Annotated in this window: 16 protein-coding genes; 9 read left to right on the top strand and 7 right to left on the bottom strand. The window is 71.6% G+C overall.

Features of this window, described 5'->3' with window-relative positions:
• Window positions 1-152: 152 nt before the first annotated feature.
• The 5 genes from ACZ6MZ_RS19325 to ACZ6MZ_RS19305 all read right to left on the bottom strand — a co-directional run bounded on the left by ACZ6MZ_RS19325 (window position 153) and on the right by ACZ6MZ_RS19305 (window position 9,308).
• Window positions 153-3,989: an ABC transporter ATP-binding protein gene (locus ACZ6MZ_RS19325; RefSeq protein ID WP_469353185.1), complete on the bottom strand. Its 3,837-nt coding sequence runs from the start codon at window positions 3,987-3,989 to the stop codon at window positions 153-155.
• Window positions 3,990-4,095: 106 nt separating this feature from the next.
• Window positions 4,096-4,965: a serine hydrolase gene (locus ACZ6MZ_RS19320; protein WP_469353183.1), complete on the bottom strand. Its 870-nt coding sequence runs from the start codon at window positions 4,963-4,965 to the stop codon at window positions 4,096-4,098.
• A 139-nt stretch (window positions 4,966-5,104) separates the two neighbouring features.
• Complete coding sequence (locus ACZ6MZ_RS19315) at window positions 5,105-6,778, bottom strand: thiamine pyrophosphate-binding protein (RefSeq protein ID WP_469353181.1); 1,674 nt, start codon at window positions 6,776-6,778, stop codon at window positions 5,105-5,107.
• Window positions 6,775-7,773, bottom strand: coding sequence for an agmatinase (speB, locus tag ACZ6MZ_RS19310; protein ID WP_384187239.1), 999 nt, complete (start codon window positions 7,771-7,773; stop codon window positions 6,775-6,777). Before speB ends, ACZ6MZ_RS19315 begins: the two co-directional genes overlap by 4 nt.
• Window positions 7,770-9,308: a sodium:solute symporter family protein gene (locus ACZ6MZ_RS19305; protein WP_469353179.1), complete on the bottom strand. Its 1,539-nt coding sequence runs from the start codon at window positions 9,306-9,308 to the stop codon at window positions 7,770-7,772. Before ACZ6MZ_RS19305 ends, speB begins: the two co-directional genes overlap by 4 nt.
• Window positions 9,309-9,441: 133 nt before the next feature.
• Here ACZ6MZ_RS19305 and ACZ6MZ_RS19300 point away from each other — a divergent pair, with 133 nt between their 5' ends.
• From ACZ6MZ_RS19300 to ACZ6MZ_RS19290, 3 genes are all read left to right on the top strand, one after another.
• Complete coding sequence (locus tag ACZ6MZ_RS19300; RefSeq protein WP_469353178.1) at window positions 9,442-10,920, top strand: PucR family transcriptional regulator ligand-binding domain-containing protein; 1,479 nt, start codon at window positions 9,442-9,444, stop codon at window positions 10,918-10,920.
• A gap of 169 nt (window positions 10,921-11,089) precedes the next feature.
• Window positions 11,090-12,247, top strand: a complete 1,158-nt coding sequence (locus tag ACZ6MZ_RS19295; protein WP_469353176.1) for an acyl-CoA dehydrogenase family protein — start codon at window positions 11,090-11,092, stop codon at window positions 12,245-12,247.
• A gap of 65 nt (window positions 12,248-12,312) precedes the next feature.
• Window positions 12,313-13,215: an acyl-CoA thioesterase gene (locus tag ACZ6MZ_RS19290; RefSeq protein WP_469353175.1), complete on the top strand. Its 903-nt coding sequence runs from the start codon at window positions 12,313-12,315 to the stop codon at window positions 13,213-13,215.
• 33 nt (window positions 13,216-13,248) lie between these two features.
• On the opposite strand, the gene ACZ6MZ_RS19285 is transcribed toward ACZ6MZ_RS19290, so the two are convergent.
• Window positions 13,249-14,028: a phosphatase gene (locus ACZ6MZ_RS19285; RefSeq protein WP_384187226.1), complete on the bottom strand. Its 780-nt coding sequence runs from the start codon at window positions 14,026-14,028 to the stop codon at window positions 13,249-13,251.
• A 62-nt stretch (window positions 14,029-14,090) separates the two neighbouring features.
• Window positions 14,091-14,750 carry an SACE_7040 family transcriptional regulator gene (locus ACZ6MZ_RS19280; protein ID WP_469353172.1) on the bottom strand — a complete coding sequence of 220 codons (660 nt, stop codon included), beginning with the start codon at window positions 14,748-14,750 and terminating at the stop codon, window positions 14,091-14,093.
• Between the two features lie 99 nt (window positions 14,751-14,849).
• Between ACZ6MZ_RS19280 and ACZ6MZ_RS19275 the strand changes: the two genes are divergently transcribed.
• From ACZ6MZ_RS19275 to ACZ6MZ_RS19250, 6 genes are all read left to right on the top strand, one after another.
• Entirely contained in the window at window positions 14,850-16,466 is a 1,617-nt protein-coding gene (locus ACZ6MZ_RS19275; RefSeq protein WP_384332912.1) for a carboxyl transferase domain-containing protein, read from the top strand.
• Between the two features lie 8 nt (window positions 16,467-16,474).
• Entirely contained in the window at window positions 16,475-18,622 is a 2,148-nt protein-coding gene (locus ACZ6MZ_RS19270) for an acetyl/propionyl/methylcrotonyl-CoA carboxylase subunit alpha (RefSeq protein ID WP_469353170.1), read from the top strand.
• A complete protein-coding gene (locus ACZ6MZ_RS19265) occupies window positions 18,619-19,575 on the top strand; it encodes a hydroxymethylglutaryl-CoA lyase (RefSeq protein ID WP_469353168.1) in 957 nt (318 codons plus the stop codon). Before ACZ6MZ_RS19270 ends, ACZ6MZ_RS19265 begins: the two co-directional genes overlap by 4 nt.
• 7 nt (window positions 19,576-19,582) lie before the next feature.
• The gene (locus ACZ6MZ_RS19260; protein WP_469353166.1) at window positions 19,583-20,743 is read left to right on the top strand and encodes an acyl-CoA dehydrogenase family protein; all 1,161 of its coding nucleotides are present in this window, start codon (window positions 19,583-19,585) and stop codon (window positions 20,741-20,743) included.
• A 160-nt stretch (window positions 20,744-20,903) separates the two neighbouring features.
• Entirely contained in the window at window positions 20,904-22,235 is a 1,332-nt protein-coding gene (locus ACZ6MZ_RS19255) for a helix-turn-helix domain-containing protein (RefSeq protein WP_384187210.1), read from the top strand.
• Between the two features lie 161 nt (window positions 22,236-22,396).
• Window positions 22,397-23,686 carry an MFS transporter gene (locus ACZ6MZ_RS19250; protein WP_469353163.1) on the top strand — a complete coding sequence of 430 codons (1,290 nt, stop codon included), beginning with the start codon at window positions 22,397-22,399 and terminating at the stop codon, window positions 23,684-23,686.
• Window positions 23,687-23,746: the final 60 nt, after the last annotated feature.

Here is a 23,746-nt window from a genome sequence, read left to right as displayed (position 1 = left end):
CCCGGTCCCGGGCCCCGTAGTCCCTGTGCCGAACCCGGTGCCGGTCCAACCGAACACATGCGCCCCCTATGGCCACTCGGGTGTACATGCGTACGACGCGCGGAGCACCGGGGACGGTTGCGCTGCTGCCGCTGCCCCGCGCCGTCGGCCCCTCACACCGTGGCGGGTTCCTCCTCGCCGATGAAGCTCCGCCACAGCCGGGTGTACCGGCCGTCCAGCGCCAGCAGTTCGTCGTGCGTGCCGTCCTCCACGACCCGGCCGTGGTCCATCACGATCACCCGGTCCGCGCGCGCCGCGGTGGTCAGCCGGTGCGCGACCACGAGGGTCGTACGGCGGCCCGCGAGCCGGTCGGTGGCCTGGTTCACCAGTGCCTCGCTCGCCAGGTCCAGGGCCGCGGTCGCCTCGTCGAGCAACAGGATGTCCGGGTCGACCAGTTCGGCACGGGCCAGGGCGATCAGCTGGCGCTGGCCCGCGGAGAGATTACGGCCGCGCTCGGCGACCTCGTGCAGATAGCCGCCGTCCAGGGTGGCGATCATCTCGTGCGCGCCGACCGTCCGCGCCGCGGCCTCGACCTCCGCGTCGCTCGCCTCGGGACGCCCGTACGCGATGGCGTCACGGACCGTACCGGCGAAGAGATACGCCTCCTGCGGTACGACTCCGAGCCGGTGCCGGTACGCCGTCAGATCCAGCTCCCGCAGATCCGTGCCGTCCGCGGTGACCCGGCCGCCGGTCGGGTCGTAGAACCGCGCGACCAGCTTGACCAGGGTGGACTTGCCCGCTCCCGTCTCGCCGACGAAGGCGACGGTCTGGCCGGCCGGGATCCGCAGGTCGACGCCGGTGAGGGCGGATTCCTCCGCGCCGGCGCCGTCGCCGCCGTACGCGAAGTGCACGTCCTCGAAGGCGATCTCCCCGCGCAGCGACAGCACGTCCAGCGGCTCCTTCGGGGCGGCCGTCGAGGTCGGCTCCCGCAGCAGCTCCTGGATCCGGCCGAGCGAGACGGTCGCCTGCTGGTAGCCGTCGAAGACCTGGGAGAGCTGCTGCACGGGCGCGAAGAACAGGTCGATGTAGAGGAGATACGCGACCAGCGCGCCGGTCGTCAGTGTCCCGGCCTCCACCCGCCCGGCGCCGACGATCAGCACGGCCGCGGCCGCCACCGAGGACAACAGCTGGACGAAGGGGAAGTAGACCGAGATCAACCACTGGCCGCGCACCCGCGCCGACCGGTAGTGGTCACTGCGGGCGGCGAAGCGCGCGGCGCCGTCCTTCTCCCGCCGGAACGCCTGGACGATCCGCAGCCCGGACACGGACTCCTGGAGGTCGGCGTTGACGACGCTGATGCGCTCGCGGGCCAGCTCGTAGGCCCGCACGCTCTTCCGGCGGAAGAAGAACGTACCGATGATCAGCACGGGCAGGGTCGCGAAGACCACCAGCGCCAGCTGGACGTCGATCACCACGAGCACGACGAGGATGCCGAAGAAGGTGACGACGGAGACGAACGCGGTGACGAGCCCGGTCTGCAGGAAGGTCGACAACGCGTCGACGTCGGTCGTCATCCGGGTCATGATGCGGCCGGTCAGCTCACGCTCGTAGTAGTCGAGCCCGAGCCGCTGGAGCTGCGCGAAGATCTTCAGCCGCAGTGCGTAGAGGATGCGTTCGCCGGTACGTCCGGTCTTCCGGGTCTCGCCGATCTGCGCCGCCCACTGGACGACCACGACGAGCAGTCCCAGCGCGGCGGCCACCCAGACCGCGCCGAGCGCCAGCCGCTCGACGCCGTTGTCGATGCCGTGCCGGATGAGGACCGGCAGCAGCAGGCCCATACCCGCGTCGACGGCCACGAGCGCCAGGCTGACCAGCAGCGGCAGCCCGAAGCCGCGCAGCAGCCGGCGCAGTCCGTACGACTCCTCGGCGGCGACGGCGCGCGCCTCGTCCACCTCGGGGAGGTCGGTGGCCGGCGGGAGCGCCTCCACCTGGGCGAGCAGTTCGGCGGTGGCGCCGGGTGCGGCGGAGTCGTCGGTGACCGCCTCGTCACGTATCCACAGGGCGGGGGTGATGCCGCGCTCGGCGTCGAACTCGGCGTCGATCTCCTCCTGGACGGTACGGTCGTCCGCCAGGGCCAGCGATTCGGTGGACGATTCGGCCGGCGAGTCGGTCAGCGACTCAGCAGGCGGCCCACCCGGCGAGTCGGCGACGGCCGACGCGGCGACCGGGGCGCCGGCCGGGGTGTGGCCGGCGGCGACGGCGTCCGGTCCCGGCGAGCCGCCGCCCAGTTCGTCCGGGTCGGTGAGCAGCCGCCGGTAGAGGGCGGAGCGCCGCTGAAGCTCCTCGTGGGTGCCGATGTCGGCGAGCCGTCCGCCGTCCAGTACGGCGATACGGTCGGCCAGCCCGAGGGTGGAGCGGCGGTGGGCGATGAGCAGGGTCGTACGCCCGGCCATCACCCCGCGCAGCGCCTCATGGATCTCGTGCTCCACGCGTGCGTCGACGGCCGAGGTGGCGTCGTCGAGGAGGAGCAGCCGGGGGTCGGTGAGGATCGCCCGGGCCAGCGCGATGCGCTGGCGCTGGCCGCCGGAGAGGGTGAGGCCCTGCTCGCCCACGGTGGTGTCGTAGCCGGCGGGCAGTTCGCTGATGAAGCCGTGCGCCTGGGCGGCGCGGGTGGCCCGGAGGATCTCCTCCTCGGTGGCGTCCGGCTTTCCGTAGGCGATATTGGCGCGGACGGTGTCGGAGAAGAGGAAGCTGTCTTCCGGTACGAGCCCGATGGCGGCCCGCAGCGAGTCGAGGGTCAGCTCGCGGACGTCATGGCCGCCGACAAGGACCGCGCCGTGCGACACGTCGTAGAAGCGGGGCAGCAGGAGCGAGAGAGTGGACTTGCCGCTGCCGGAGGAGCCGACGACGGCGACGGTCTCGCCGGGGCGCATCTCCAGTGAGAAGCGGTCGAGGACGGTCCGCCCGTCGTCGTACGCGAAGGACACGTCGTCGAACTCGACCGACGCCTCGGCGTCCGCCGGCAGCTCCTTCGTACCGTCCTGCAAGGTCGGTTCGGTGTCGATCAGCTCCAGCACCCGTTCGACACCGGCCCGCGCCTGCTGCCCGATGGTCAGCACCATGGCGAGCATCCTGACCGGTCCGACGAGCTGGGCGAGATAGGTGGAGAAGGCGACGAACGTGCCGAGGGTGATCTGACCGCGGGTGGCCAGCCAGCCGCCGAGCGCCAGCATCGCGACCTGCCCGAGCGCGGGGACGGCCTGGAGCGCGGGGGTGTAGCGGGCATTGAGCCTGATGGTGCGCAGCCGCCCGGCGAACAGCTTCCTGCCGACCTCCCGGAGCTTTCCGGTCTCCTGGTCCTCCTGCCCGAAGCCCTTGACGACGCGGACGCCGGACACGGCTCCGTCGACCACCCCGGCGACGGCGGCGGCCTGCGACTGGGCGTACCAGGTGGCCGGGTGCAGCCGGGTGCGGCTGCGGCGGGCGATGAACCAGACGGCGGGGGCGACGGCCAGGGCGACAAGGGTCAGGGGCGGCGACAGCCACGCCATGATCCCCAGGGAGATCAGGAACAGCAGGATGTTGCCGATGGTCATCGGCAGCATGAAGAGCAGGCCCTGTATGAGCTGGAGGTCGCTGGTGGCGCGGCCGATGACCTGTCCGGTGGACAGGGTGTCCTGGCGCCGCCCGTCGAGGCGCGCGATGGTGCCGTACATCTCGGTACGGAGGTCGTGCTGGACGTCGAGGGCGAGCCGCCCGCCGTAGTAGCGGCGGATGAACGTCATGACGTAGACGGCGAGCGCCGCGAGGAGCAGCAGGCCGGTCCAGACGGTGAGGGAGCGGTCGCCGCCCCCTATGACGTCGTCGATGACGACCTTGGTGATCAGCGGAACGAGAGCCATGACCGCCATACCGGCGAGCGAGGACCCGAGCGCGAGCAGCACATTGCGCCGGTACCGCCACGCGTACCCGGACAGCCGTCGTGCCCAGCCCTGTTCTGCCGCCGCCACGTGATGCCTCCCGATCGTCCTGATCTGCCGGAAGGCACCAACGCGGGCCGTCGCGGATTTCATCCCTCCGCAACAAAGACCGGTCTCTGGACCTAGGTCCCGCGCCTCAGGTGGTGGCGGCGGTCCGGGTCAGGTTCTTGTGGACGGCCTCGGCGACCGCCTGGATGGTGTTGACGCCGTCGGCCATCGTCTTGTTGTCGTGGGTGAGCACGGTGATCAGATAGTCGTGGCCCTTGCCGGTGAACGCGCCGATGCTGTGCACGCGCCAGCCGTGGGTGGACCGCTCCAGCCAGCCGTTCTTGAGCTGGACGGTGGCGGTGGCCGGGGCGCCGGCCGGCACACCCCAGCGCTGGGACGGTACGACCTTGCTCATCCGGTCCAGGATGAAGGCCCGCGCGTTGTCGCTGAGCACGGTGTTCCTGGCGGTCACCAGGGCCAGCAGCTGCTTCTCGTCCTGGGCGGTGACCTGGGTGAGCCCCCAGGCGCCCGCCGGGCCCGGAACGGTCCGTGTCATGCCCGCGGCCCTGAGGAAGCCCTTGATCTTCGCCGGGCCGAGCTGCTTCCACAGCGCGTTGGTGGCCTCATTGTCCGATTTGGTGATCATCGACGTGGAGAGGTCGGTCTCGCGCTGGGTGAGCTTGCGGTCCGCCCTCTTCAGGTCCCAGAGGAGGGTCGCGAGGACGGTGACCTTGACCACGCTGGCGGAGTCGAAGTACTGGGTGGCGTGCAGGGTGCAGCGCGTGTCGGTCGTGCGGTCGTGGACGGCCAGGGCGGTGGTGGACTTCCTGCCCTTGAGCGCCGCGGTGATGTCCTTGGACAGCTTGGCGGCGAGACCCGCCCGGCCCGAGGTGCAGACGACGGCAGGAGCCGCGGCCACGGCCGGCGCCGCGGCCGCGCCCACCGGCAGGAGTACGCCGCCGATCAGGGCGACGGAGAGCGCGCCCCGGGCACGCCGGGATATTCGCTGGTGAGTCATGAAGCTTTCCCGCCCCTGGAGCGTCAGCGAGCACGCCCTCTGCGGCGTGCCCGCTGACATGATGCACAGATCCGGCCATATGGGCGTATGGCCTGCGCCACAGTCCCGCCCGCCCGCCGAGTGAGGGGGCGGACAGGACCTAGAGATGCGTCGGGGCGAACATCCGGAGCAGGGCCGGGAGCACGACGACCGACGGGCCCGGGGCGGCCAGGGCCTTCGACAGGTCCTCACGCAGGGACTCCGGGGTCGTACGGACCGCCGGGACGCCGAAGGATTCGGCGAGGGCCACGAAGTCCGGCCGGGCCAGCTCCGTACCGGTGGCCTCGCCGAAGGCGTCCGTCATGTACTCGCGCAGGATGCCGTAGCCGCCGTCGTCGACGATCAGCCAGGTGACCGAAAGGCCGTACTGCCGGGCGGTGGCCAGCTCCGCGATCGAGTACATCGCGCCGCCGTCGCCCGAGACGGCCAGGACGGGCTTCGTACGATCGGCGGCCGCGGCGCCGATCGCGGCGGGGAAGCCGTAGCCGAGCCCGCCCGCCCCCTGGCCCGAGTGCATCGGGCCCGGCCAGGCCGACCAGGCCCAGTAGGCGAGGATCGTCATGTCCCAGAAGCTGGGGGACGAGGCGGGCAGGGCCTCGCGGACGGAGGCCAGCACCCGCTGTTCCAGGGTGAGGTCCTGGGCCGCGATCCTGGCCCGTACCTTCTCCAGCACCGTACGGACCGACTCGGCCGCCGCCGGGTCCTGACGCGCGCTCACCGACTCCAGCAGCGCGGACAGCGCGTTCCTGGCGTCGGCGTGGATGCCCAGCGCGGGGTGGTTGGACTCCAGCTTGCCGAGGTCCGCCTCGATCTGGATCACCCGGCCACGGGGCCGGAACGTGTGGTAGTTCGAGGAGAGTTCACCGAGCCCCGAGCCGACCACCAGCAGGACGTCCGCGTCCTCCAGGAAGTCGGTGGTGTGCCGGTCCTCCAGCCAGGACTGGAGCGACAGCCGGTGGTCCCAGGGGAAGGCGCCCTTGCCGCCGAAGGTGGTGACGACCGGCGCGTCCAGCTTCTCGGCGAGCGCGCGCAGCTTGCCGGACGCGTCCGCCCGTACGACCCCGCCGCCCGCGATGATCGCCGGGCGGGAGGCGTGCGACAGCGCGTGCGCCGCCACGGCGGTCAGTTCGGGGCGCGGCAGCAGCTCGCGCGGGGTCGCGTCCATCGCCGTGACGACCGGCAGGGAGGTCTCCGCGAGCAGCACGTCCTGCGGGATCTCCACCCAGACCGGGCCGTGCGGGGCGGTGAGCGCGGACTCCCAGGCGGCGGCGATGGCGGACGGGATCTGCGAGGCGGTACGCACGGGGTGCACGGACTTCACGATGTCGCGGAACGACGCCTGCTGGTCGCGCAGTTCGTGCAGAAAGCCGTGCCGCCCGCCGCCGAGGCCCGCCGTCGGCACCTGGCTGGAGACGGCCAGCACCGGCGCGGACGCCGCGGCGGCCTCCTGGAGCGCGGCGAGGGAGGTGAGCGCGCCGGGCCCGGTGGAGAGCAGCAGCGGGGCGACCTCGCCGGTGACCCGGCCGTACGCGTCGGCGGCGAACCCGGCGTTGTTCTCGACGCGCAGCCCGATGTAGGTCAGGCCGGACCGGCGCAGGGCGTCGAACATGCCGAGCGCGTGCTGTCCCGGCAGCCCGAAGACCGTCGTGGCGCCGAGGCCGTGCAGCGTCTCGACGACGAGATCACCTCCGCTCCGCCCGGCGGGCGGAGCGAGGGCGGCCGCGGTCTGCTCCGCCGTGAACGGCGGCGTCTCGTGGTGGTGCTCGTGCGTCACTTGGCCCTGGCCTCCGCGATCTGGCGGGACATGATCGTCGTCAGCTCGTACGCCGTGTGGGAGGCGGCGACCGAGGTGATCTCCGCGTGGTCGTACGCGGGCGCGACCTCGACGACATCCGCCGAGACCAGCCGGCAGGAGGCCAGTCCCCGCACTATTTCGAGGAGTTCGCGGGAGGTCAGGCCGCCGGCCTCGGGGGTGCCGGTGCCGGGCGCGTGCGCCGGGTCGAGCACATCGATGTCGATGGAGATGTACAGCGGGCGGTCCCCGATGCGCTGCCGCAGCTGGTCGGTGATCTCGTCCACACCCCGGCGCATCACATCGGCGGAGGTGACGATGCCGAAGCCCATCTTGGCGTCGTCGTCCAGGTCCCGCTTGCCGTACAGCGGGCCGCGGGTACCGACGTGGGAGAGCGCCTCCGTGTCGAGGATGCCCTCCTCGACGGCCCGGCGGAACGGCGTGCCATGGGTGTACGCGGCGCCGAAGTAGGTGTCCCAGGTGTCCAGATGGGCGTCGAAGTGGAGCAGCGCCACCGGCCCGTGCCGCTTCGCCACGGACCGCAGCAGCGGCAGCGCGATCGTGTGGTCGCCGCCGAGGGTCATCAGACGGGCGCCGGTCCCGAGCAGCTCGTCGGCCGCGGCCTCGATCGTGTCGACGGCCTCGTCGATGTTGAACGGGTTGGCGGCGATGTCCCCCGCGTCGGCGACCTGCGCCAGCGCGAACGGCGAGGCGTCCTGGGCCGGGTTGTAGGGTCGCAGCAGGCGCGACGCCTCGCGGATCGCGTTGCCGCCGAAGCGGGCGCCCGGCCGGTAGGAGACCCCGGCATCGAAGGGGACGCCGACGACAGCGACATCGGTGGTGCCCACTTCGTCGAGCCGGGGCAGCCGGGCGAACGTGGCCGGCCCCGCGTACCGCGGGACGCGGGACGAGTCGACGGGGCCGCGCGGGCCGCCGCCCTGGCCGGTGACCGGTGCTTCGTGTCCGTTGCCGCTCATCGTCGGGCCTCTCCGGTAATGGATCCGCGGCTCGGCGTCGCGCCGGCCGGTTCTGTCATGCCACTCTGCCCGGCTTCCCCGGTCGCCTCCTGGGTCTCCCCGGTCTCCTCGGTCGCCTCCCCGGCGAGGCGAAGGCGCCACGCGGCGAGCACCGCCTCGTCCGTGGGCTTCGTCAGCAGGCTGACGATCAGATAGACCGCGAGCGAGGCGAGCAGCCCGTAGAAGATCGGCTCGTTGGCGAGGATGCCGTACTTCCCCATCAGTCCGATGACCGCCAGGCCGCCCACGATCACCGAGGCCAGCGCGCCGTACACCGTGCCGCGCTTCCACAGCAGACCGCCGAGGATCGGTACGAGCAGTCCGCCGACGAGCAGGTTGTACGCGACCGTCAGCGCCTCGACGACATTGTTCAGCGCGATGGCGATGGCGATGACGCCGACCCCCATGATCAGGATGAACAGGCGGTTGCCCCTGACCTCGTCGTGGTCCTCGCCGCTCCGGCCGCTCGCCCCCCGCAGCCGCGCCCAGATGTCGTTGTTGGCGACGGTCGCGCAGGCGATCAGCGCGCCGGACGAGGTCGACATCACGGCCGCGAGGGCGGCGGCCAGGACAAGCCCCCGTACGCCCATGGGCAGTTCGTCCTTGACGATCGTCGCGAACGCGTCGTCCGCGCTCGACAGATCCGGGTAGAGCACCTTGGCCGCCGTCCCGATGACCGCGCCGGCCAGGGCGTACACCAGACAGTACGTACCGGCGACGGTGCCGCCCCAGCGCGCCACCTTGTCACCGCGCGCGGTGAACACCCGCTGCCAGATGTCCTGCCCGATCAGCATGCCGAAGGTGTAGATCAGCACATAGGTGAAGATCGTCTCGCCGCCGATGCCGAGCGGCGCGAAGTAGTCGTTCGGCAGCTGCGCCTTCATCTCGCTGAAGCCACCCGCCTTGACCACCGCGATCGGCAGCAGGAGCAGCAGCACGCCGATGGTCTTGACGACGAACTGCACCATGTCCGTGAGCGTGATCGACCACATGCCGCCGAGCGTCGAGTAGGCGACGACGATCGCCCCGCCCAGGATGATCGCGACCGTGCGGTGCAGATCGAAGAGGACATCGAAGATCGTGGCGTACGCGATGGTCGAGGTGACCGCGAGCATCAGCGTGTACGCCCACATCACGATGCCCGAGATGACCCCGGCCCGGCCGCCGTACCGCAGATCGAGCATCTCGGAGACGGTGTAGACCTTCAGCCTGGCGATGCGCGCGGAGAAGAAGACCGAGAGCGCGAGCAGCCCGAGGCCGATGGTGAAGACCATCCAGGCGCCGGACAGTCCGTGCGTGTAGCCGAGGCCGACACCGCCGATGGTGGAGGCGCCGCCGAGGACGATGGCGGCCATCGTGCCGGAGTACATCCAGGGGCCGAGCCTCCGGCCCGCGACCAGGAACTCGCTCTTGGACTTGGCGCGGCGCATGCCCCACCAGCCCATGGCGAGCATGCCGGCCAGATAGACAACGATCACCGCGTAGTCCACAGCCATGGGCTTCCTCCGTCTCGTCTCGTATCCCGCGCCGTGTGCCGGGCCCGTGTGGGAGTCGACGGTAGGTGGCTGGAAAGCAACGCTGAAGTGTACGTTTCATCCATTCTTCTCGCCGCAGATGGATGGATCGTCCATGCCGGACCCCGCCGCTTCCCCCTCCCCGCCCACTCCGCCGATCCCGCTGGCCGCGCTGCTCGCGGACCGGAATCTCGGTCTGCGCCGGATCGCCGGGCCGCCGGACGACGGATCCAGGGTGGTCCACTGGGTGCACACCTCGGAGATGGCGGACCCGTATCCGTATCTGCTCGGCGGCGAACTGCTGCTGACCGCAGGCGTCCAGCTCACCGCCGCGTACGCGGACGACTACGCGGCGCGGGTGGTCGAGGCGGGCGCGGCGGCGCTCGGGTTCGGGGTGACGCCGGTGTACGACACCGTGCCGCGCGCCCTGGTCGAGGCGTGCGACCGGCACGGTCTGCCACTGCTGGAGGTACCGCCGCGCACGCCGTTCACGGCGGTGGCGCGCGGGGTGTGGCGGCTGATGGCGGAGGCACGCCACCGCGAGCTGCGCCGGGTGACGCAGGCCCAGCAGGGGCTGGCCGCAGCCGCGGCCCGGCAGGATCCGGTCCCCGCGGTGCTGCACCAGCTGGCGGCGCGGCTGGGCGGCCGCGCGGTCCTGTTCGCCCCGGACGGCACGGAACTCCACACGACGGGCCGCGCGCCGTCCCCGGCGGCGCGCACGGCGCTCGCGCGCCTGGCCCGGGTGGTGAACCCGGCGCTAGGGGCGCCGAATGTCCCACCGAAGACCGCGCCCGCCCCCTCCTCCGCGACCGACACGGCCGACGGCACCCGTCTCGCCGCCTACGCGCTCGGCGGCGGCCAGGGCCTGGTCCTCGGGGTCGCCGCCGAGGGGCGGGAGGCCGGGGACCACACCATCACCGGCGTCGCCGTCGTCCTCCTGTCCCTGCTGACCGCGCCCCACCAGGGCGCGGCCGAGGCGGGCCGCTCGGCCGCGCTCGTACGGCTGCTGCTCGGGGCCTCACCCGCCGAGGCCGCGCCGCTGCTCGGTCCAGGGCCCTGGACCGTGGTCCACGCGCGCGGCGGTGACACCCCCTTCGCCGCCGGCGCGCTCGGGGTGGCGCTGGGCAGCGCGCTGGTCGAGACGGACGGCGCGGCCGTCCGCGTCCTGACCGACCGCGAGGTCTCCGCCCAGCCCGGCTGGACCCTGGGCGTCAGCGGACCGGTCGGCCCGGCGGACCTGGCCGCCGCCGACACCCGCGCGGAGCGGGCGCTGCGCCGCGCGGAGGCCACCCGCGCCGCCCTCGTACAGCACCGCGAGCCGGCGGGGACGGGGTTCACCGGCCTGCTCGACCCGGAGGAGGCGGCTTCCCACGCCCGGGCCAGGCTGGCGCCCCTCGCCGACTCCCCGGACCTGGTCGAGACGTTGCGCGCCTGGCTCTCGCTGCACGGCGGCTGGGACCGTACGGCGGTGGCGCTGACCGTCCACCGCAATACGGTCCGCCAGCGGATCGCCCGCTGCGCGGCCCTGCTGGACACCGACCTGGACGACGCCGACGTACGGATGGAGCTGTGGTTCGCCCTGCGCTGGATGTGACGCGCGCCGGAGGTGACATGCACCGGATGCGATCCGCGCCGGATGTGACGCGCGCGACCGTTCCGCGCGCGACCGGCCCCTGGACACCCTTGTGACCGCCGGGTAACTTTGACCTGAGCAAGCGCTTAATCGAATGCTCCAGCCCGCCCGCAAAGAGGAGGCCTCCGCCGTGCGCCGTACCGTTTACAACGAGGACCACGAGGCGTTCCGGGAGACCATCCGCGCCTTCATCGAGGCCGAGGTCGTCCCCGTCTACGACGAGTGGTACGCGGCGGGCCAGGCACCCCGCGAGTTCTACCACACCCTTGGTGAGCTGGGCATATTCGGGATCGAGGTCCCGGAGGAGTACGGCGGCGCGGGCGAGGAGTCGTTCAAGTTCCAGGCGATCATCTCCGAGGAGTCCGCCCGCGCGGGCGTCTCCTTCGGCGGCTCCGGCGTGCATGTCGCGCTCTGCCTGCCGTATCTGAAGGCGTACGCCACCGACGAGCAGAAGAAGCGCTGGCTGCCGGACTTCGTCAGCGGGCAGACCATGTACGCCATCGCCATGACCGAGCCGGGCACCGGCTCCGACCTGGCCGGCATGAAGACCACCGCCAAGCTCTCCGAGGACGGCACGCACTACGTCCTCAACGGCGCCAAGACCTTCATCACCGGCGGCGTCCACGCGGACCGGGTCATCGTCTGCGCCCGCACCGCCGCCCCGACCGCCGAGGACCGCCGCTTCGGCATCTCCCTGCTGGTCGTGGACACGAAGGCGGAGGGGTACGCGGTCGGCCGCAAGCTCGACAAGCTGGGCCTGAAGACCTCCGACACCGCCGAGCTGTCCTTCAGCGACGTCAAGGTCCCGGTCGAGGACCTGCTCGGCGAGGAGAACAAGGGCTTCTCCTACCTCGGCCAGAATCTGCCGCAGGAGCGCCTGGGCATCGCGGTCGGCGCCTACGCGCAGGCCGCCGCCGCGGTCCGGTTCGCGCAGAACTACGTCCAGGAGCGGACCGTCTTCGGCAAGACCGTCGCGTCCTTCCAGAACACCAAGTTCGAACTGGCCGCGTGCAAGGCCGAGGTGGACGCGGCGCAGGCCGTCGTCGACCGCGCGCTGGAGGCCCACGACCTGGGCGAGCTGTCCGCCGCCGAGGCCGCCTCGGCGAAGCTCTTCACCACCGAGGTCGCGCACCGCGTCATCGACACCTGCCTCCAGCTGCACGGCGGCTACGGCTATATGAACGAGTACCCGATCGCCCGGCTGTACGCCGACAACCGGGTCAACCGGATCTACGGCGGCACCAGCGAGGTCATGAAGATGATCATCGCCAAGTCGATGGGCCTGTAGGAGGCCCCGGCGCGTACGGGACCTACAGGACCTACAGGATCAACGGGACCGACGGGACCTCAGCGATGACCGACGCCCTCGACGCCCTGCTCGGTCTGCTCGACCTGGAGCGGATCGAGCAGGACATCTTCCGGGGCCGGAGCCGCTCCTCGGTCGTTCCGCGCGTCTTCGGCGGCCAGGTCGCGGCGCAGGCCCTGATGGCCGCGGGCCGTACGGTCCCCGAGGACCGCGCGGCGCACTCCCTGCACGCGTACTTCCTGCGTCCGGGCGACCCCGGGGCGCCGATCGTCTTCACCGTCGACCGCATCCGCGACGGGCGCTCGTTCACCACGCGCCGGGTCGTCGCGGTCCAGCACGGCCGGCCGATCTTCCATCTCTCGGCCTCCTTCCAGACGTACGAGGAGGGCCTGGAGCACCAGACAGAGATGCCGTCGGCGCCGGCGCCCGAGACGCTCCCGACGGCCGCGGAGATGCTGCCGCGCCATGCCGGCCGGTTCGTCGACCCGGGCGTCGTGGACCGGCTGCTGGAGGCACGGGCCGCGGTCGATCTGCGCTATGTGGACGCCCCGCCGTATGCCACCGCGGGGGAACCGCGCGAGCCGCGCTCCCAGGTGTGGTTCCGCACCGCGGGCAAGCTGGCGGACGACCCTCCCCCGGACTCGGTCTGGGGTGACCCGCTGCTGCACGTCTGCCTGGCCACGTACGTCTCCGACATGACACTGCTCGACTCGGTGCTGCTGGCGCACGGGCGGGGCGGCTGGACGGTGGGCGATGTGGTGGGCGCGAGCCTGGACCACGCGATGTGGTTCCACCGGCCGTTCCGCGTGGACGAGTGGCTGCTGTACGACCAGCGGTCCCCGTCGTCGTCCGGCGGCCGCGGCCTCGGCCAGGCGCGCATCTACACCCAGGACGGCCGGCTGGCGATCTCGGTGATCCAGGAGGGCCTGATCCGCGTACCGCGCGACTGAATCCCTCGTGGCCGGCCGATGGCCGGCGCGGGGTCAGAACAGACCGGCCTCGTTCAGCAGATACGCCGTCATCGGGTCGTAGAAGCGCGGGTCCGTGACATGGTCGTCCAGCGGGACCGTGACCTGTAGCGTGCCCTCCGCCTCGGCGAGGAACAGCGCGGGGTCGTTGGAGTCCGCGTACCCCACGGAGTCCAGTCCGCGCTGGCCGGCGCAGCCCGCCCAGCCGTGGTCCGCGACCACCAGATCGGGCTGCGGCCTGCCCTCGCGCTCCAGACCGTCCAGGATCGCCCGCATCGGCTCGGGCGAGTGCGTGTGCCAGAGGGTCGCGTGCCGCTCCAGCATCGCGACGTCGGCGAACTGGAAGACCATGCCCTCGTCCGCGGTGAGCCCGCCGGGAATCCGTACGATCTCGCAGCCCGCGGCCCGCAGGGCGTCCGCGGTCTGCCGGTGGACGTCCAGCAGCCCGCCGGGGTGACCGGTCGCGAACAGCACGCGCTCGCGCCCCGAGGCGGCCTTGCGCAGCCGGGCGGCCAGCCGCTCCAGGCCGGCGACGGTCAGCTCGGGGTCGATGGTGTCCTGACCGGCCCGGTGCTGGGGATCGTCGCTGACGCCGCACCGCTCGGCCATGACGGCGAGCACGTCCTGCTCGTCGGTCCAGCGGTCGCCCAGCTCCAGGCCCAGCCAGTAGTGGCGGTCACCGTTGGCGAGACTGCGGTAGTGGGAGAGGTTGTTGTCGCGGGGGGTGGCGACGTCTCCGGCGATCCGCGTACGGACGAGATGGTCGACAAGAGCGGCGCGGCTGGGTATCGGCATAAGCCCATTGTGCCGTCAGGAGCACACGCTGTGCCGCTCATCCCACGCTCCGAGCGGTCCGGCTACGCGTGGGCCGCGCCGTCGGCCCGCTCGTCCGTCTCGCCTGCCCCATCCGTCCCGTCCGTCTCGCCCAGCGAGGCGAAGGCGCCGTGCGCCAGCCTGCGGAGCAGGGACTCCGTCGCCGCGCGCCCCGGCAGGCCACTGCCGTACGAGCCGAGGTGCGGCGTCGAGTTCAGCAGGCCGAAGACGGCGTGGACGGCGCCGCGCACCTGTGACTCCGGTACGTCCGGGTACAGCTCCCGTACGACCCCGACCCACAGCTCCACGTACTGCCGCTGGAGCTGGCGCACCAGCTTGCGGTCGCTCTCCCTGAGACGGTCCAGCTCCCGGTCGTGGAGCGTGATCAGCGGGCGGTCGTCGAGGGCGAAGTCGATATGCCCGTCGATCAGCGAGGCGAGCACGGCCGCCGGGTCGCCGGCCGTCCCGGCGCCCCGTACCCGCAGCTTCCCGCCGTCCAGCAGCCGGCCGCTGATGCCGACCAGCAACTCGGCGAGCATCGCGTCCTTGCCCGCGAAGTGGCGGTACAGACCGGGCCCGCTGATACCGACGGCGGCCCCTATCTCATCGACGCCGACCCCATGGAAACCGCGCTCGGCGAAGAGGCGCGCGGCCTCGCTGAGGATCTGCTCGCGGCGGGTCGGGGCCGCGGTCCTGGTGCTCATGGGAAATCATTCTAGACAGGGCCGTTAGCGATCGTTAACCTTGGAGCGACAACGTTAACGGCCATTAACCCGGCAGGCCCGGCGAAGGAGCTACGAGCGATGCAGCAGGCACCCGTGCTGGCGAGCGCCGCTGATCCGGCGTCCGAGGCCTGGCGGGCCAACGAGACGGCCCATGAGCAGCTCGCCGACGGCCTGCGCGCCCGGCTGGCCGCGGCCCGTCTCGGCGGCGGCGAGAAGGCCCGCGCCCGGCACACGGCGCGCGGCAAGCTGCTGCCCCGCGACCGGGTGGACACCCTCCTGGATCCCGGCTCGCCCTTCCTGGAGCTGGCACCGCTGGCGGCCGAGGGGATGTACGGAGGGGCGGCCCCCGCCGCCGGGGTGATCGCCGGGATCGGCCGGGTCAGCGGCCGCGAGGTGGTGATCGTCGCCAATGACGCCACGGTCAAGGGCGGCACGTATTACCCGATGACGGTGAAGAAACACCTCCGCGCCCAGGAAGTGGCCCTGGAGAACCGGCTGCCCTGTCTGTATCTCGTGGACTCCGGCGGCGCCTTCCTGCCGATGCAGGACGAGGTCTTCCCCGACCGGGAGCACTTCGGGCGGATCTTCTACAACCAGGCCCGCATGTCCGGCGCCGGCATCCCCCAGATCGCGGCGGTGCTCGGATCCTGCACGGCGGGCGGGGCCTATGTCCCGGCGATGAGCGACGAGGCCGTGATCGTCCGCGGTCAGGGCACGATCTTCCTGGGCGGACCGCCGCTGGTGAAGGCCGCGACCGGCGAGGTCGTCACGGCCGAGGAGCTGGGCGGCGGCGAGGTCCATTCCCGTACGTCGGGGGTCACCGACCATCTCGCGGAGGACGACGCGCACGCGCTGCGGATCGTCAGGACCATCGTCTCCACCCTCCCCGGGCGGGGCGCGCTCCCCTGGTCCGTCGAGCCGGCCGAGGAGCCCAAGGTCGATCCCGCCGGGCTGTACGGCGCGGTGCCGGTGGATTCCCGCACCCCGTACGACGTCCGCGAGGTCATCGCGCGGGTGGTCGACGGCTCCCGGTTCGCGGAGTTCAAGGCCGAGTTCGGTACGACCTTGGTCACCGGCTTCGCCCGGATCCACGGCCATCCGGTCGGGATCATCGCCAACAACGGCATCCTGTTCTCCGAATCCGCCCAGAAGGGCGCGCACTTCATCGAGCTGTGCGACCAGCGCGGCATCCCGCTGCTCTTCCTGCAGAACATCTCCGGCTTCATGGTCGGCCGGGACTACGAGGCGGGCGGGATCGCCAAGCACGGCGCCAAGATGGTGACGGCCGTGGCGTGCGCCCGGGTGCCGAAGCTGACGGTGGTGGTCGGCGGCTCGTACGGCGCGGGCAACTACTCGATGTGCGGCCGGGCCTACTCCCCCCGCTTCCTGTGGATGTGGCCCAACGCCAAGATCTCGGTGATGGGCGGCGAGCAGGCCGCCTCCGTACTGGCGACCGTCAAGCGCGACCAGATCGAGGGGCGCGGCGAGGAGTGGGCGGCCGAGGACGAGGAGTCCTTCAAGGACCCGATCCGCGCCCAGTACGAGACCCAGGGCAGCGCCTACTACGCGACCGCGCGGCTGTGGGACGACGGCGTGATCGACCCGCTGGAGACCCGCCAGGTGGTGGGTCTGGCCCTGACCGCGTGTGCCAACGCCCCGCTGGGTGACCCCGGCTTCGGCGTCTTCCGGATGTGAGGGTGGGAATGTTCGACACGGTTCTGATCGCCAACCGCGGCGAGATCGCGGTGCGCGTCATCCGCACGCTGCGCGGTCTCGGGGTGCGCTCGGTCGCGGTCTTCAGCGACGCGGACGCGGACGCCCGGCATGTACGGGAAGCCGACACCGCGGTACGGATCGGGCCCGCGGCGGCCGCGGAGAGCTATCTCTCCGTCGACCGGCTGCTGGAGGCGGCCGCCCGCACCGGCGCGCAGGCCGTGCACCCGGGCTACGGCTTCCTCGCGGAGAACGCGCGCTTCGCGCGTGCCTGCGCGGACGCCGGGCTGGTCTTCATCGGCCCGCCCGCCGCCGCCATCGATCTGATGGGCGACAAGATCCGCGCCAAGGAGACGGTGCGGGCGGCGGGCGTTCCGGTCGTCCCCGGCTCCTCGGGCAGCGGACTGAGCGACGCCCAACTGGCCGACGCGGCAAGGGGGATCGGGATGCCGGTGCTGCTGAAGCCCTCGGCGGGCGGCGGCGGCAAGGGCATGCGGCTGGTGCGGTCGGAGGCGGTGCTGGCCGAGGAGATCGCGGCGGCGCGGCGCGAGGCGCGGTCCTCCTTCGGGGACGACACCCTGCTGGTCGAGCGGTGGGTGGACCGCCCCCGCCATATCGAGATCCAGATCCTGGCGGACGGCCACGGGAACGTGGTGCATCTGGGCGAGCGCGAGTGCTCGCTCCAGCGCCGCCACCAGAAGATCATCGAGGAGGCCCCCTCGGTCCTGCTGGACGAGGCGACCCGCGCGGCGATGGGCGAGGCCGCGGTCCAGGCGGCGCGCTCCTGCGACTACGCGGGCGCGGGGACGGTCGAGTTCATCGTCCCGGGCCGCGACCCCGCGTCGTACTTCTTCATGGAGATGAACACCCGGCTCCAGGTCGAGCACCCGGTGACCGAGCTGGCCGTGTCGGTCGCGGGGACGGGCGGCCTGGACCTGGTGGAGTGGCAGCTGCGGGTGGCCTCCGGCGAGAAACTCCCCTTCGGCCAGGACGACATCACGCTCACCGGACACGCGGTGGAGGCCCGGATCTGCGCGGAGGACCCGAGCCGCGGCTTCCTGCCCTCCGGCGGTACGGTGCTGGCGCTGAGCGAGCCGCAGGGCGACGGCGTACGGACCGACTCGGGCCTCTCCGAGGGCACGGAGATCGGCAGCGCGTACGACCCGATGCTCTCCAAGGTCATCGCCTACGGCCCCGACCGCGCCACGGCCCTGCGCAAGCTCCGCGCGGCCCTGTCGGAGACGGTCACGCTGGGCGTCCCGACGAACGCCGGCTTCCTGCGCCGTCTCCTGGCCCACCCGGCGGTGGCGTCGGGCGACCTGGACACGGGCCTGGTCGAACGCGAGGCGGCGGGGCTGGTGGACGACGGCGTCCCGCCCGAGGTCTACGCGGCGGCGGCGCTGCTGCGCCACGACGCGCTGGCACCCGAACCGCTCCGAGCGGGGACGACGGGCGGCGCGGGCTCGGGCTCGGCGCCGGGTGCGGGCGCGGGTGCGGGCGGGGAAACCTCCGCCCACCGCTGGACCGATCCGTTCTCCGTGCCCAGCGGCTGGCGCCTCGGCGGCGAGGCCGCCTGGGCCGTCCACCAGGTGCGCGTACCGGGCCAGGACCCGATGGCCGTCCGCGTCCGGGGAACGGCCGCCGGGGCGGAGCTGCTGCTCGGCGACGGCGCCCCGGTCCGCGCCCGGCTGCTCGACGTGACCGCGACGCGCCTCTCCGTCGAGTGCGACGGCCTCATCCACACCTTCGCCCACGCCTCGGGACCGGAGGGCAGCTGGCTCGGCAGGGACGGGGACAGCTGGCACGCCCAGGTCCACGACCCCGTCGAGGCCGCGTTGCTCGGGGCCGGGCGGGCGGGCGGGGTGGACTCGCTGACCGCGCCCATGCCCGGGACCGTCACCGTCGTGAAGGTGGCCGTCGGGGACGAGGTCGTGGCGGGGCAGAGTCTGCTCGTCGTCGAGGCGATGAAGATGGAGCACGTCATCTCCGCGCCGCACGACGGCACCGTCACCGAGCTGGATGTGACCCCGGGCTCCACGGTCGCCATGGACCAGGTGCTGGCCGTCGTCGCCCCGGCCCCCACCCCGCAGGAGACCCGGCAGGGGACCTCGCCGGAGACCCCGCAGGAGGAGTCATGACCGAAGGACTGCCCATGGCGGTCGCCTCGCAGGGCCTGCCGCCCCGGGTCCGTATCCATGAGGTGGGCGCGCGCGACGGCCTGCAGAACGAGAAGGCCGTCGTACCGACCGAGGTCAAGGCGGAGTTCATCCACCGGCTCGCCGGGGCCGGACTGACCACCATCGAGGCGACCAGCTTCGTGCACCCCAAGTGGGTGCCCCAACTGGCCGACGCCGAGCAGCTGTTCCCGATGCTCGACGACCTCCGCGGCTCCGGCGCCGGCGCCCCGGTCGCGCTCCCCGTCCTCGTGCCGAACGCGCGCGGACTCGACCGCGCGCTCGCCCTCGGCGCCCGCGACATCGCCGTGTTCGCCAGCGCCACCGAGTCGTTCGCCAAGGCCAACCTCAACCGGACCGTGGACGAGTCGCTGGCCATGTTCGCGCCGGTCGTCGCCCGGGCCCGCGAGGACAAGATGCGGGTCCGCGGCTATCTCTCCATGTGCTTCGGCGACCCCTGGGAGGGCCCGGTCCCGGTCCATCAGGTCGTCCGGGTCGCCAAGGCCCTCATGGACCTGGGCTGTGACGAGCTGAGCCTCGGCGACACGATCGGCGTCGCCACCCCCGGCCATGTGCAGACCCTGCTCGCCGAGCTGAACGAGGAGGGCGTGCCGACCAATGCCATCGGTGTGCATTTCCACGACACCTACGGCCAGGCCCTCGCCAACACCTTCGCCGCGCTCCAGCACGGTGTGACCACCGTGGACGCCTCGGCGGGCGGCCTCGGCGGCTGCCCGTACGCGAAGAGCGCCACCGGAAACCTCGCCACCGAAGACCTCGTGTGGATGCTCAACGGCCTCGGTGTCGAAACCGGCGTCGATCTCGGCCTGCTCACCGCCACCAGCGTCTGGCTGGCCGAACGGCTGGGCCGCCCCAGCCCCTCCCGTACCGTCCGAGCCCTCTCCCACAAGGAGTGACCGCACGATGTCCCTGGACCACAGGCTGTCCGCCGAGCACGAAGAACTGCGCCGCACCGTCGAGGAGTTCGCCCGCGAGGTCGTCGCGCCCAAGATCGGCGACTTCTACGAGCGGCACGAGTTCCCGTACGAGATCGTCCGCGAGATGGGCCGGATGGGCCTGTTCGGGCTGCCCTTCCCCGAGGAGTACGGCGGCATGGGCGGCGACTATCTCGCCCTCGGTATCGCCCTTGAGGAGCTGGCCCGCGTCGACTCCTCCGTCGCGATCACCCTGGAGGCGGGCGTCTCCCTGGGCGCCATGCCGGTCTACCGCTTCGGTACGGAGGAGCAGAAGCAGGAGTGGCTCCCCCGCCTCTGCTCGGGCGAACTGCTCGGCGCGTTCGGCCTGACCGAGCCGGACTGCGGCTCCGACGCCGGCGGCACCCGCACCACCGCCGTGCGGGACGGCGACGCGTGGGTGATCAACGGCTCCAAGTGCTTCATCACCAACTCGGGTACGGACATCACGGGCCTGGTCACGGTCACCGCGGTGACCGGCCGCAAGGAGAACGGCCGCCCGGAGATCTCCTCGATCATCGTGCCGTCCGGCACCCCCGGCTTCACGGTCGCCGCCCCGTACTCGAAGGTCGGCTGGAACGCCTCGGACACCCGTGAGCTGTCCTTCTCCGACGTACGGGTGCCGCTGGCGAACCTGCTCGGCCAGGAGGGCCGCGGCTACGCCCAGTTCCTGCGCATCCTCGACGAGGGCCGGATCGCGATCTCCGCACTGGCGACGGGCCTCGCCCAGGGCTGTGTGGACGAGTCGGTGACGTACGCCAAGGAGCGGCACGCCTTCGGCCGGCCGATCGGCGACAACCAGGCCATCCAGTTCAAGATCGCCGACATGGAGATGCGCGCGCACATGGCGCGGATCGGCTGGCGCGACGCGGCCTCCCGCCTCACCCACGGCGAGCCGTTCAAGAAGGAAGCCGCGCTGGCGAAGCTGTACTCCTCGACGGTCGCCGTCGACAACGCCCGCGAGGCCACCCAGATCCACGGCGGCTACGGCTTCATGAACGAGTACCCGGTGGCCAGGATGTGGCGCGACTCCAAGATCCTGGAGATCGGCGAGGGCACCAGCGAGGTCCAGCGCATGCTGATCGCCCGCGAGCTGGGCCTGACGGGCTGACGCCCGCCGACCGGATCCGCCGGCGGCCGTACGCGGGGTGCGTCCGCCGGCGCAGCATCAACGCCTCGCAAGAGGGGTAGCAACTTTAGATTCCCGAGCCCGCCGCACAACCAGGTCGGCGGGCTCGCACCTATGAGCTACCACTCATGGAGCTATCGCAGTGATTGTTGCAGCCAACAGTGAAGACTTCGCCCAGCAGTTACGCAAGTACCGGGAACGCGGTCGGCTGACGCAGACCGAACTGGCCGGCCTCGCCACGATGAGCGTGCGGGCCGTCCGCAATCTGGAACAGGGGCAGGTGGCGGTCCCGCGCCGCGACACGGTGCGCCTGCTCGCGGACGCGTTACAGCTGTCCGCGCGGGAGCGGGTCTCCTTCGAACTGGCTTCGGGACGCGAAGCGGGGGACGCGCTGTTCGACACGCTCACCATGTCGCCCACCGAGGTGGGCCAGCCGCTGCGGGGACGCGAGCGGGAGCTCGACGCGATACTCAAGCGCGTACTGGGCGAACACGGACGGATCACGGCCATCACGGGCTTCGGGGGCGTGGGCAAGACCCGGCTGGCCCACGCGGTGGCGCAAGAGCTCGCCGCACTGCACGGCATGCCCACCCTGTGGGTGTCCCTGCGGCAGGGGACCGGAGACGGCGGGCCGGACGCCGAGGGGTATTTCCGGCCCGACAGGAACCAGAAGGCCTGGTATCACAGCGTGGACGAGCTGGTGGCGTTCAGCGACGACGGTATCGACCAGCTGGTCCGGCTGATCGGGGACCGGGCCGTGCTCCTTGTCCTGGACGGCAATGACCCGGGTCAGGTGCAGCACGCCGCCAAGTGGAAAATGATCAGGAACTGCCGAAACTTACGCATACTCGAAACGGCCCGCACACCGGAGGGGCTACCCGAGGAACACCGGCTGGCCCTGGCCCCGCTCCCCGTCGCCGCGAGGTCCGCCGGCCGGGACGAGGTGACCGCGTCGCCGGCCGTGGCTCTGCTGCTCGCGCTGATCACGGACGCGCAGTCGGATTTCGAGCCGGACGAGACCGTGCTGACGGTCTGCGCGGAGGTCTGCCGGCGGCTCGACGGCCTGCCGGGCGCCCTGGAGGCGGCCGCCTCCTGGTTCATGATCGTTTCAGCGGAGGAGATCGGGCGGATGGCCCGTGACGAACCGCATCTGCTGGCCACCCACCCCGGCGACCGGGTCGACCTCGCGACGACGGTGCACGAGGCAATCGCCGCGCAGCCACCGCGCTATCGCGAGCTGCTGCTCCGGCTCGCGGACTGGTCCGGCTCCTGGACCGTGGCCATGGTCGTGGCGCGTATCGGTATCCCGTGGGCGCAGGTCGCCCGCGCCGTGCATGTCTTCCTCCAGTGCGGTCTCATAGCGAAGGTCACGCCGGGTGGCGACAACCTTGTCAAATTCACCGTCCTCAACGTCATTCGCGCCTATCTGACCAGGGCCCCCGAAGCCGTTGCCTCCTTGAGACCTGTCCCGTGACCGCTCACCGCCGACCCGGGGGGCGGGGCGGCGGAAGGGGCAATCGGATCGGCAGTTGATCGGTAGTTCCCCCTGCCTCTCTGTGGCAGGCTGCGGTTGCTGGGCACTATGGGACGCACGGGCGAGGCGACTGCCCCGCCGACCGGGGGAGGACGAACCGCATGACGCAGACGGCGTCGAAGCAGGACGCCGCGGCAGGTGAGGAGAGCTCGCTCTGGCGCAACCGGAACTTCATGCTGCTGTGGTTCGGGCAGGGGGCGGGGACGCTCGGTCCGCGCATCGCGCTGATCGCCCTGCCGATCCTCGCCCTCGACATCCTGCACGCCAGCGCGTTGCAGGTATCCCTGCTGACCTCCCTCAGCTGGCTTCCCTACCTGCTGTTCTCACTGCCGGCGGGCGTGCTCGCCGATCGGCTGGACCAGCAGAAGATCATGGTCTTCTGCGACGCGGCCCGCATGCTGCTGATCCTCTCGGTTCCGCTGGTCGCGCTGGGCGGCCATCTGAGCCTGTGGTACCTGTACGTGATCGTCGGTGTCTCCGGTGTGCTCACGGTGCTGTTCACGGTCGCCTACCGGAGCCAGCTGCCGAAACTGGTGCGCACCGCCCAACTGGTCGACGGCAACGGCAAACTCGCCATGAGCGAATCGCTCGCGGAGCTGAGCGGGCCGGGCCTGGGCGGCGCGCTGATCGGGCTGGCGGGCGCCTCCCGCACGCTGTACGCCAACGTGCTCACGTACGCGCTCAGCGCCGTGACCCTGGGCCTGATGCGCGTACCCAAGTCCGAACAGGGTGAACCTGCCGGTTCGAACCGGGTGTCCTTCAAGGCCGCCATCGGGGAAGGGCTCACGTTCGTGCGCCGTCACCCCATCCTGCGCCATCTGCTCGTGTGCACCAGTGTGTCCAACTTCTTCGTGACGGCCGCCAATTCGATCGCGGTCACCTTCATGCTCCGCGATCTGCATGCCAGTGCGGGGGCCGTCGGGGTGGTGTTCACGCTGGGTTCCGTGGGCGGCCTGATCACCGGAGCCTTCGCCCGTCGTATCTCCGCCCGGGTGGGCAGCGCCCGGATCATCTGGGTCTCCATGCTGGTGCCCGGCCCGCTGTATTTCCTGATGCCGCTGTCGCTGCCGGGCTGGGGCATCGCCCTGTACGCCATCGGCCTGGCCGCCCTGTCGGCCAACAGCACCATGTTCAACACCGCCTCCCTCTCCTACCGGCAGCTCGTCTGCCCGCCCGAGGTGCTCAGCCGGGTGAGCGCGGTCTACCTCTGGATCGCCTACGGCGTCATCCCGCTCGGTTCCCTGTTCGGTGGCCTGCTCGCCACCTATGCCGGACTGAGGCCGGCGCTCTGGGTCTGCGCGGCGGGCATGTGGAGTGCCTCGCTGTTCGTCGTGTTCTCGCCTCTTCGGAAGACACGTGACATCCCGGCTGCGGAAATGTCGCTCAGCTAGCGGACGTCCGGAAAAAACGCCCCGGTCACACTTCTTCTTCGTGTCGCCGATTCACTGTCA

Source organism: Streptomyces sp. NPDC042201 (assembly GCF_055582185.1).
Note: the sequence above shows the minus strand (reverse complement) of the source record. Positions and strands in the feature narration are given on the sequence as shown.

Excerpts from the sequence above, each read along its gene's own strand:
- ACZ6MZ_RS19270 (WP_469353170.1), top strand. The coding sequence starts at position 16,475 with ATGTTCGACACGGTTCTGATCGCCAACCGCGGCGAGATCGCGGTGCGC.
- ACZ6MZ_RS19280 (WP_469353172.1), bottom strand. The coding sequence starts at position 14,750 with ATGAGCACCAGGACCGCGGCCCCGACCCGCCGCGAGCAGATCCTCAGC.
- ACZ6MZ_RS19290 (WP_469353175.1), top strand. The coding sequence starts at position 12,313 with ATGACCGACGCCCTCGACGCCCTGCTCGGTCTGCTCGACCTGGAGCGG.
- ACZ6MZ_RS19305 (WP_469353179.1), bottom strand. The coding sequence starts at position 9,308 with ATGGCTGTGGACTACGCGGTGATCGTTGTCTATCTGGCCGGCATGCTC.
- ACZ6MZ_RS19285 (WP_384187226.1), bottom strand. The coding sequence starts at position 14,028 with ATGCCGATACCCAGCCGCGCCGCTCTTGTCGACCATCTCGTCCGTACG.
- ACZ6MZ_RS19265 (WP_469353168.1), top strand. The coding sequence starts at position 18,619 with ATGACCGAAGGACTGCCCATGGCGGTCGCCTCGCAGGGCCTGCCGCCC.
- ACZ6MZ_RS19300 (WP_469353178.1), top strand. The coding sequence starts at position 9,442 with ATGCCGGACCCCGCCGCTTCCCCCTCCCCGCCCACTCCGCCGATCCCG.
- ACZ6MZ_RS19250 (WP_469353163.1), top strand. The coding sequence starts at position 22,397 with ATGACGCAGACGGCGTCGAAGCAGGACGCCGCGGCAGGTGAGGAGAGC.
- ACZ6MZ_RS19260 (WP_469353166.1), top strand. The coding sequence starts at position 19,583 with ATGTCCCTGGACCACAGGCTGTCCGCCGAGCACGAAGAACTGCGCCGC.
- speB (WP_384187239.1), bottom strand. The coding sequence starts at position 7,773 with ATGAGCGGCAACGGACACGAAGCACCGGTCACCGGCCAGGGCGGCGGC.
- ACZ6MZ_RS19320 (WP_469353183.1), bottom strand. The coding sequence starts at position 4,965 with ATGACTCACCAGCGAATATCCCGGCGTGCCCGGGGCGCGCTCTCCGTC.
- ACZ6MZ_RS19275 (WP_384332912.1), top strand. The coding sequence starts at position 14,850 with ATGCAGCAGGCACCCGTGCTGGCGAGCGCCGCTGATCCGGCGTCCGAG.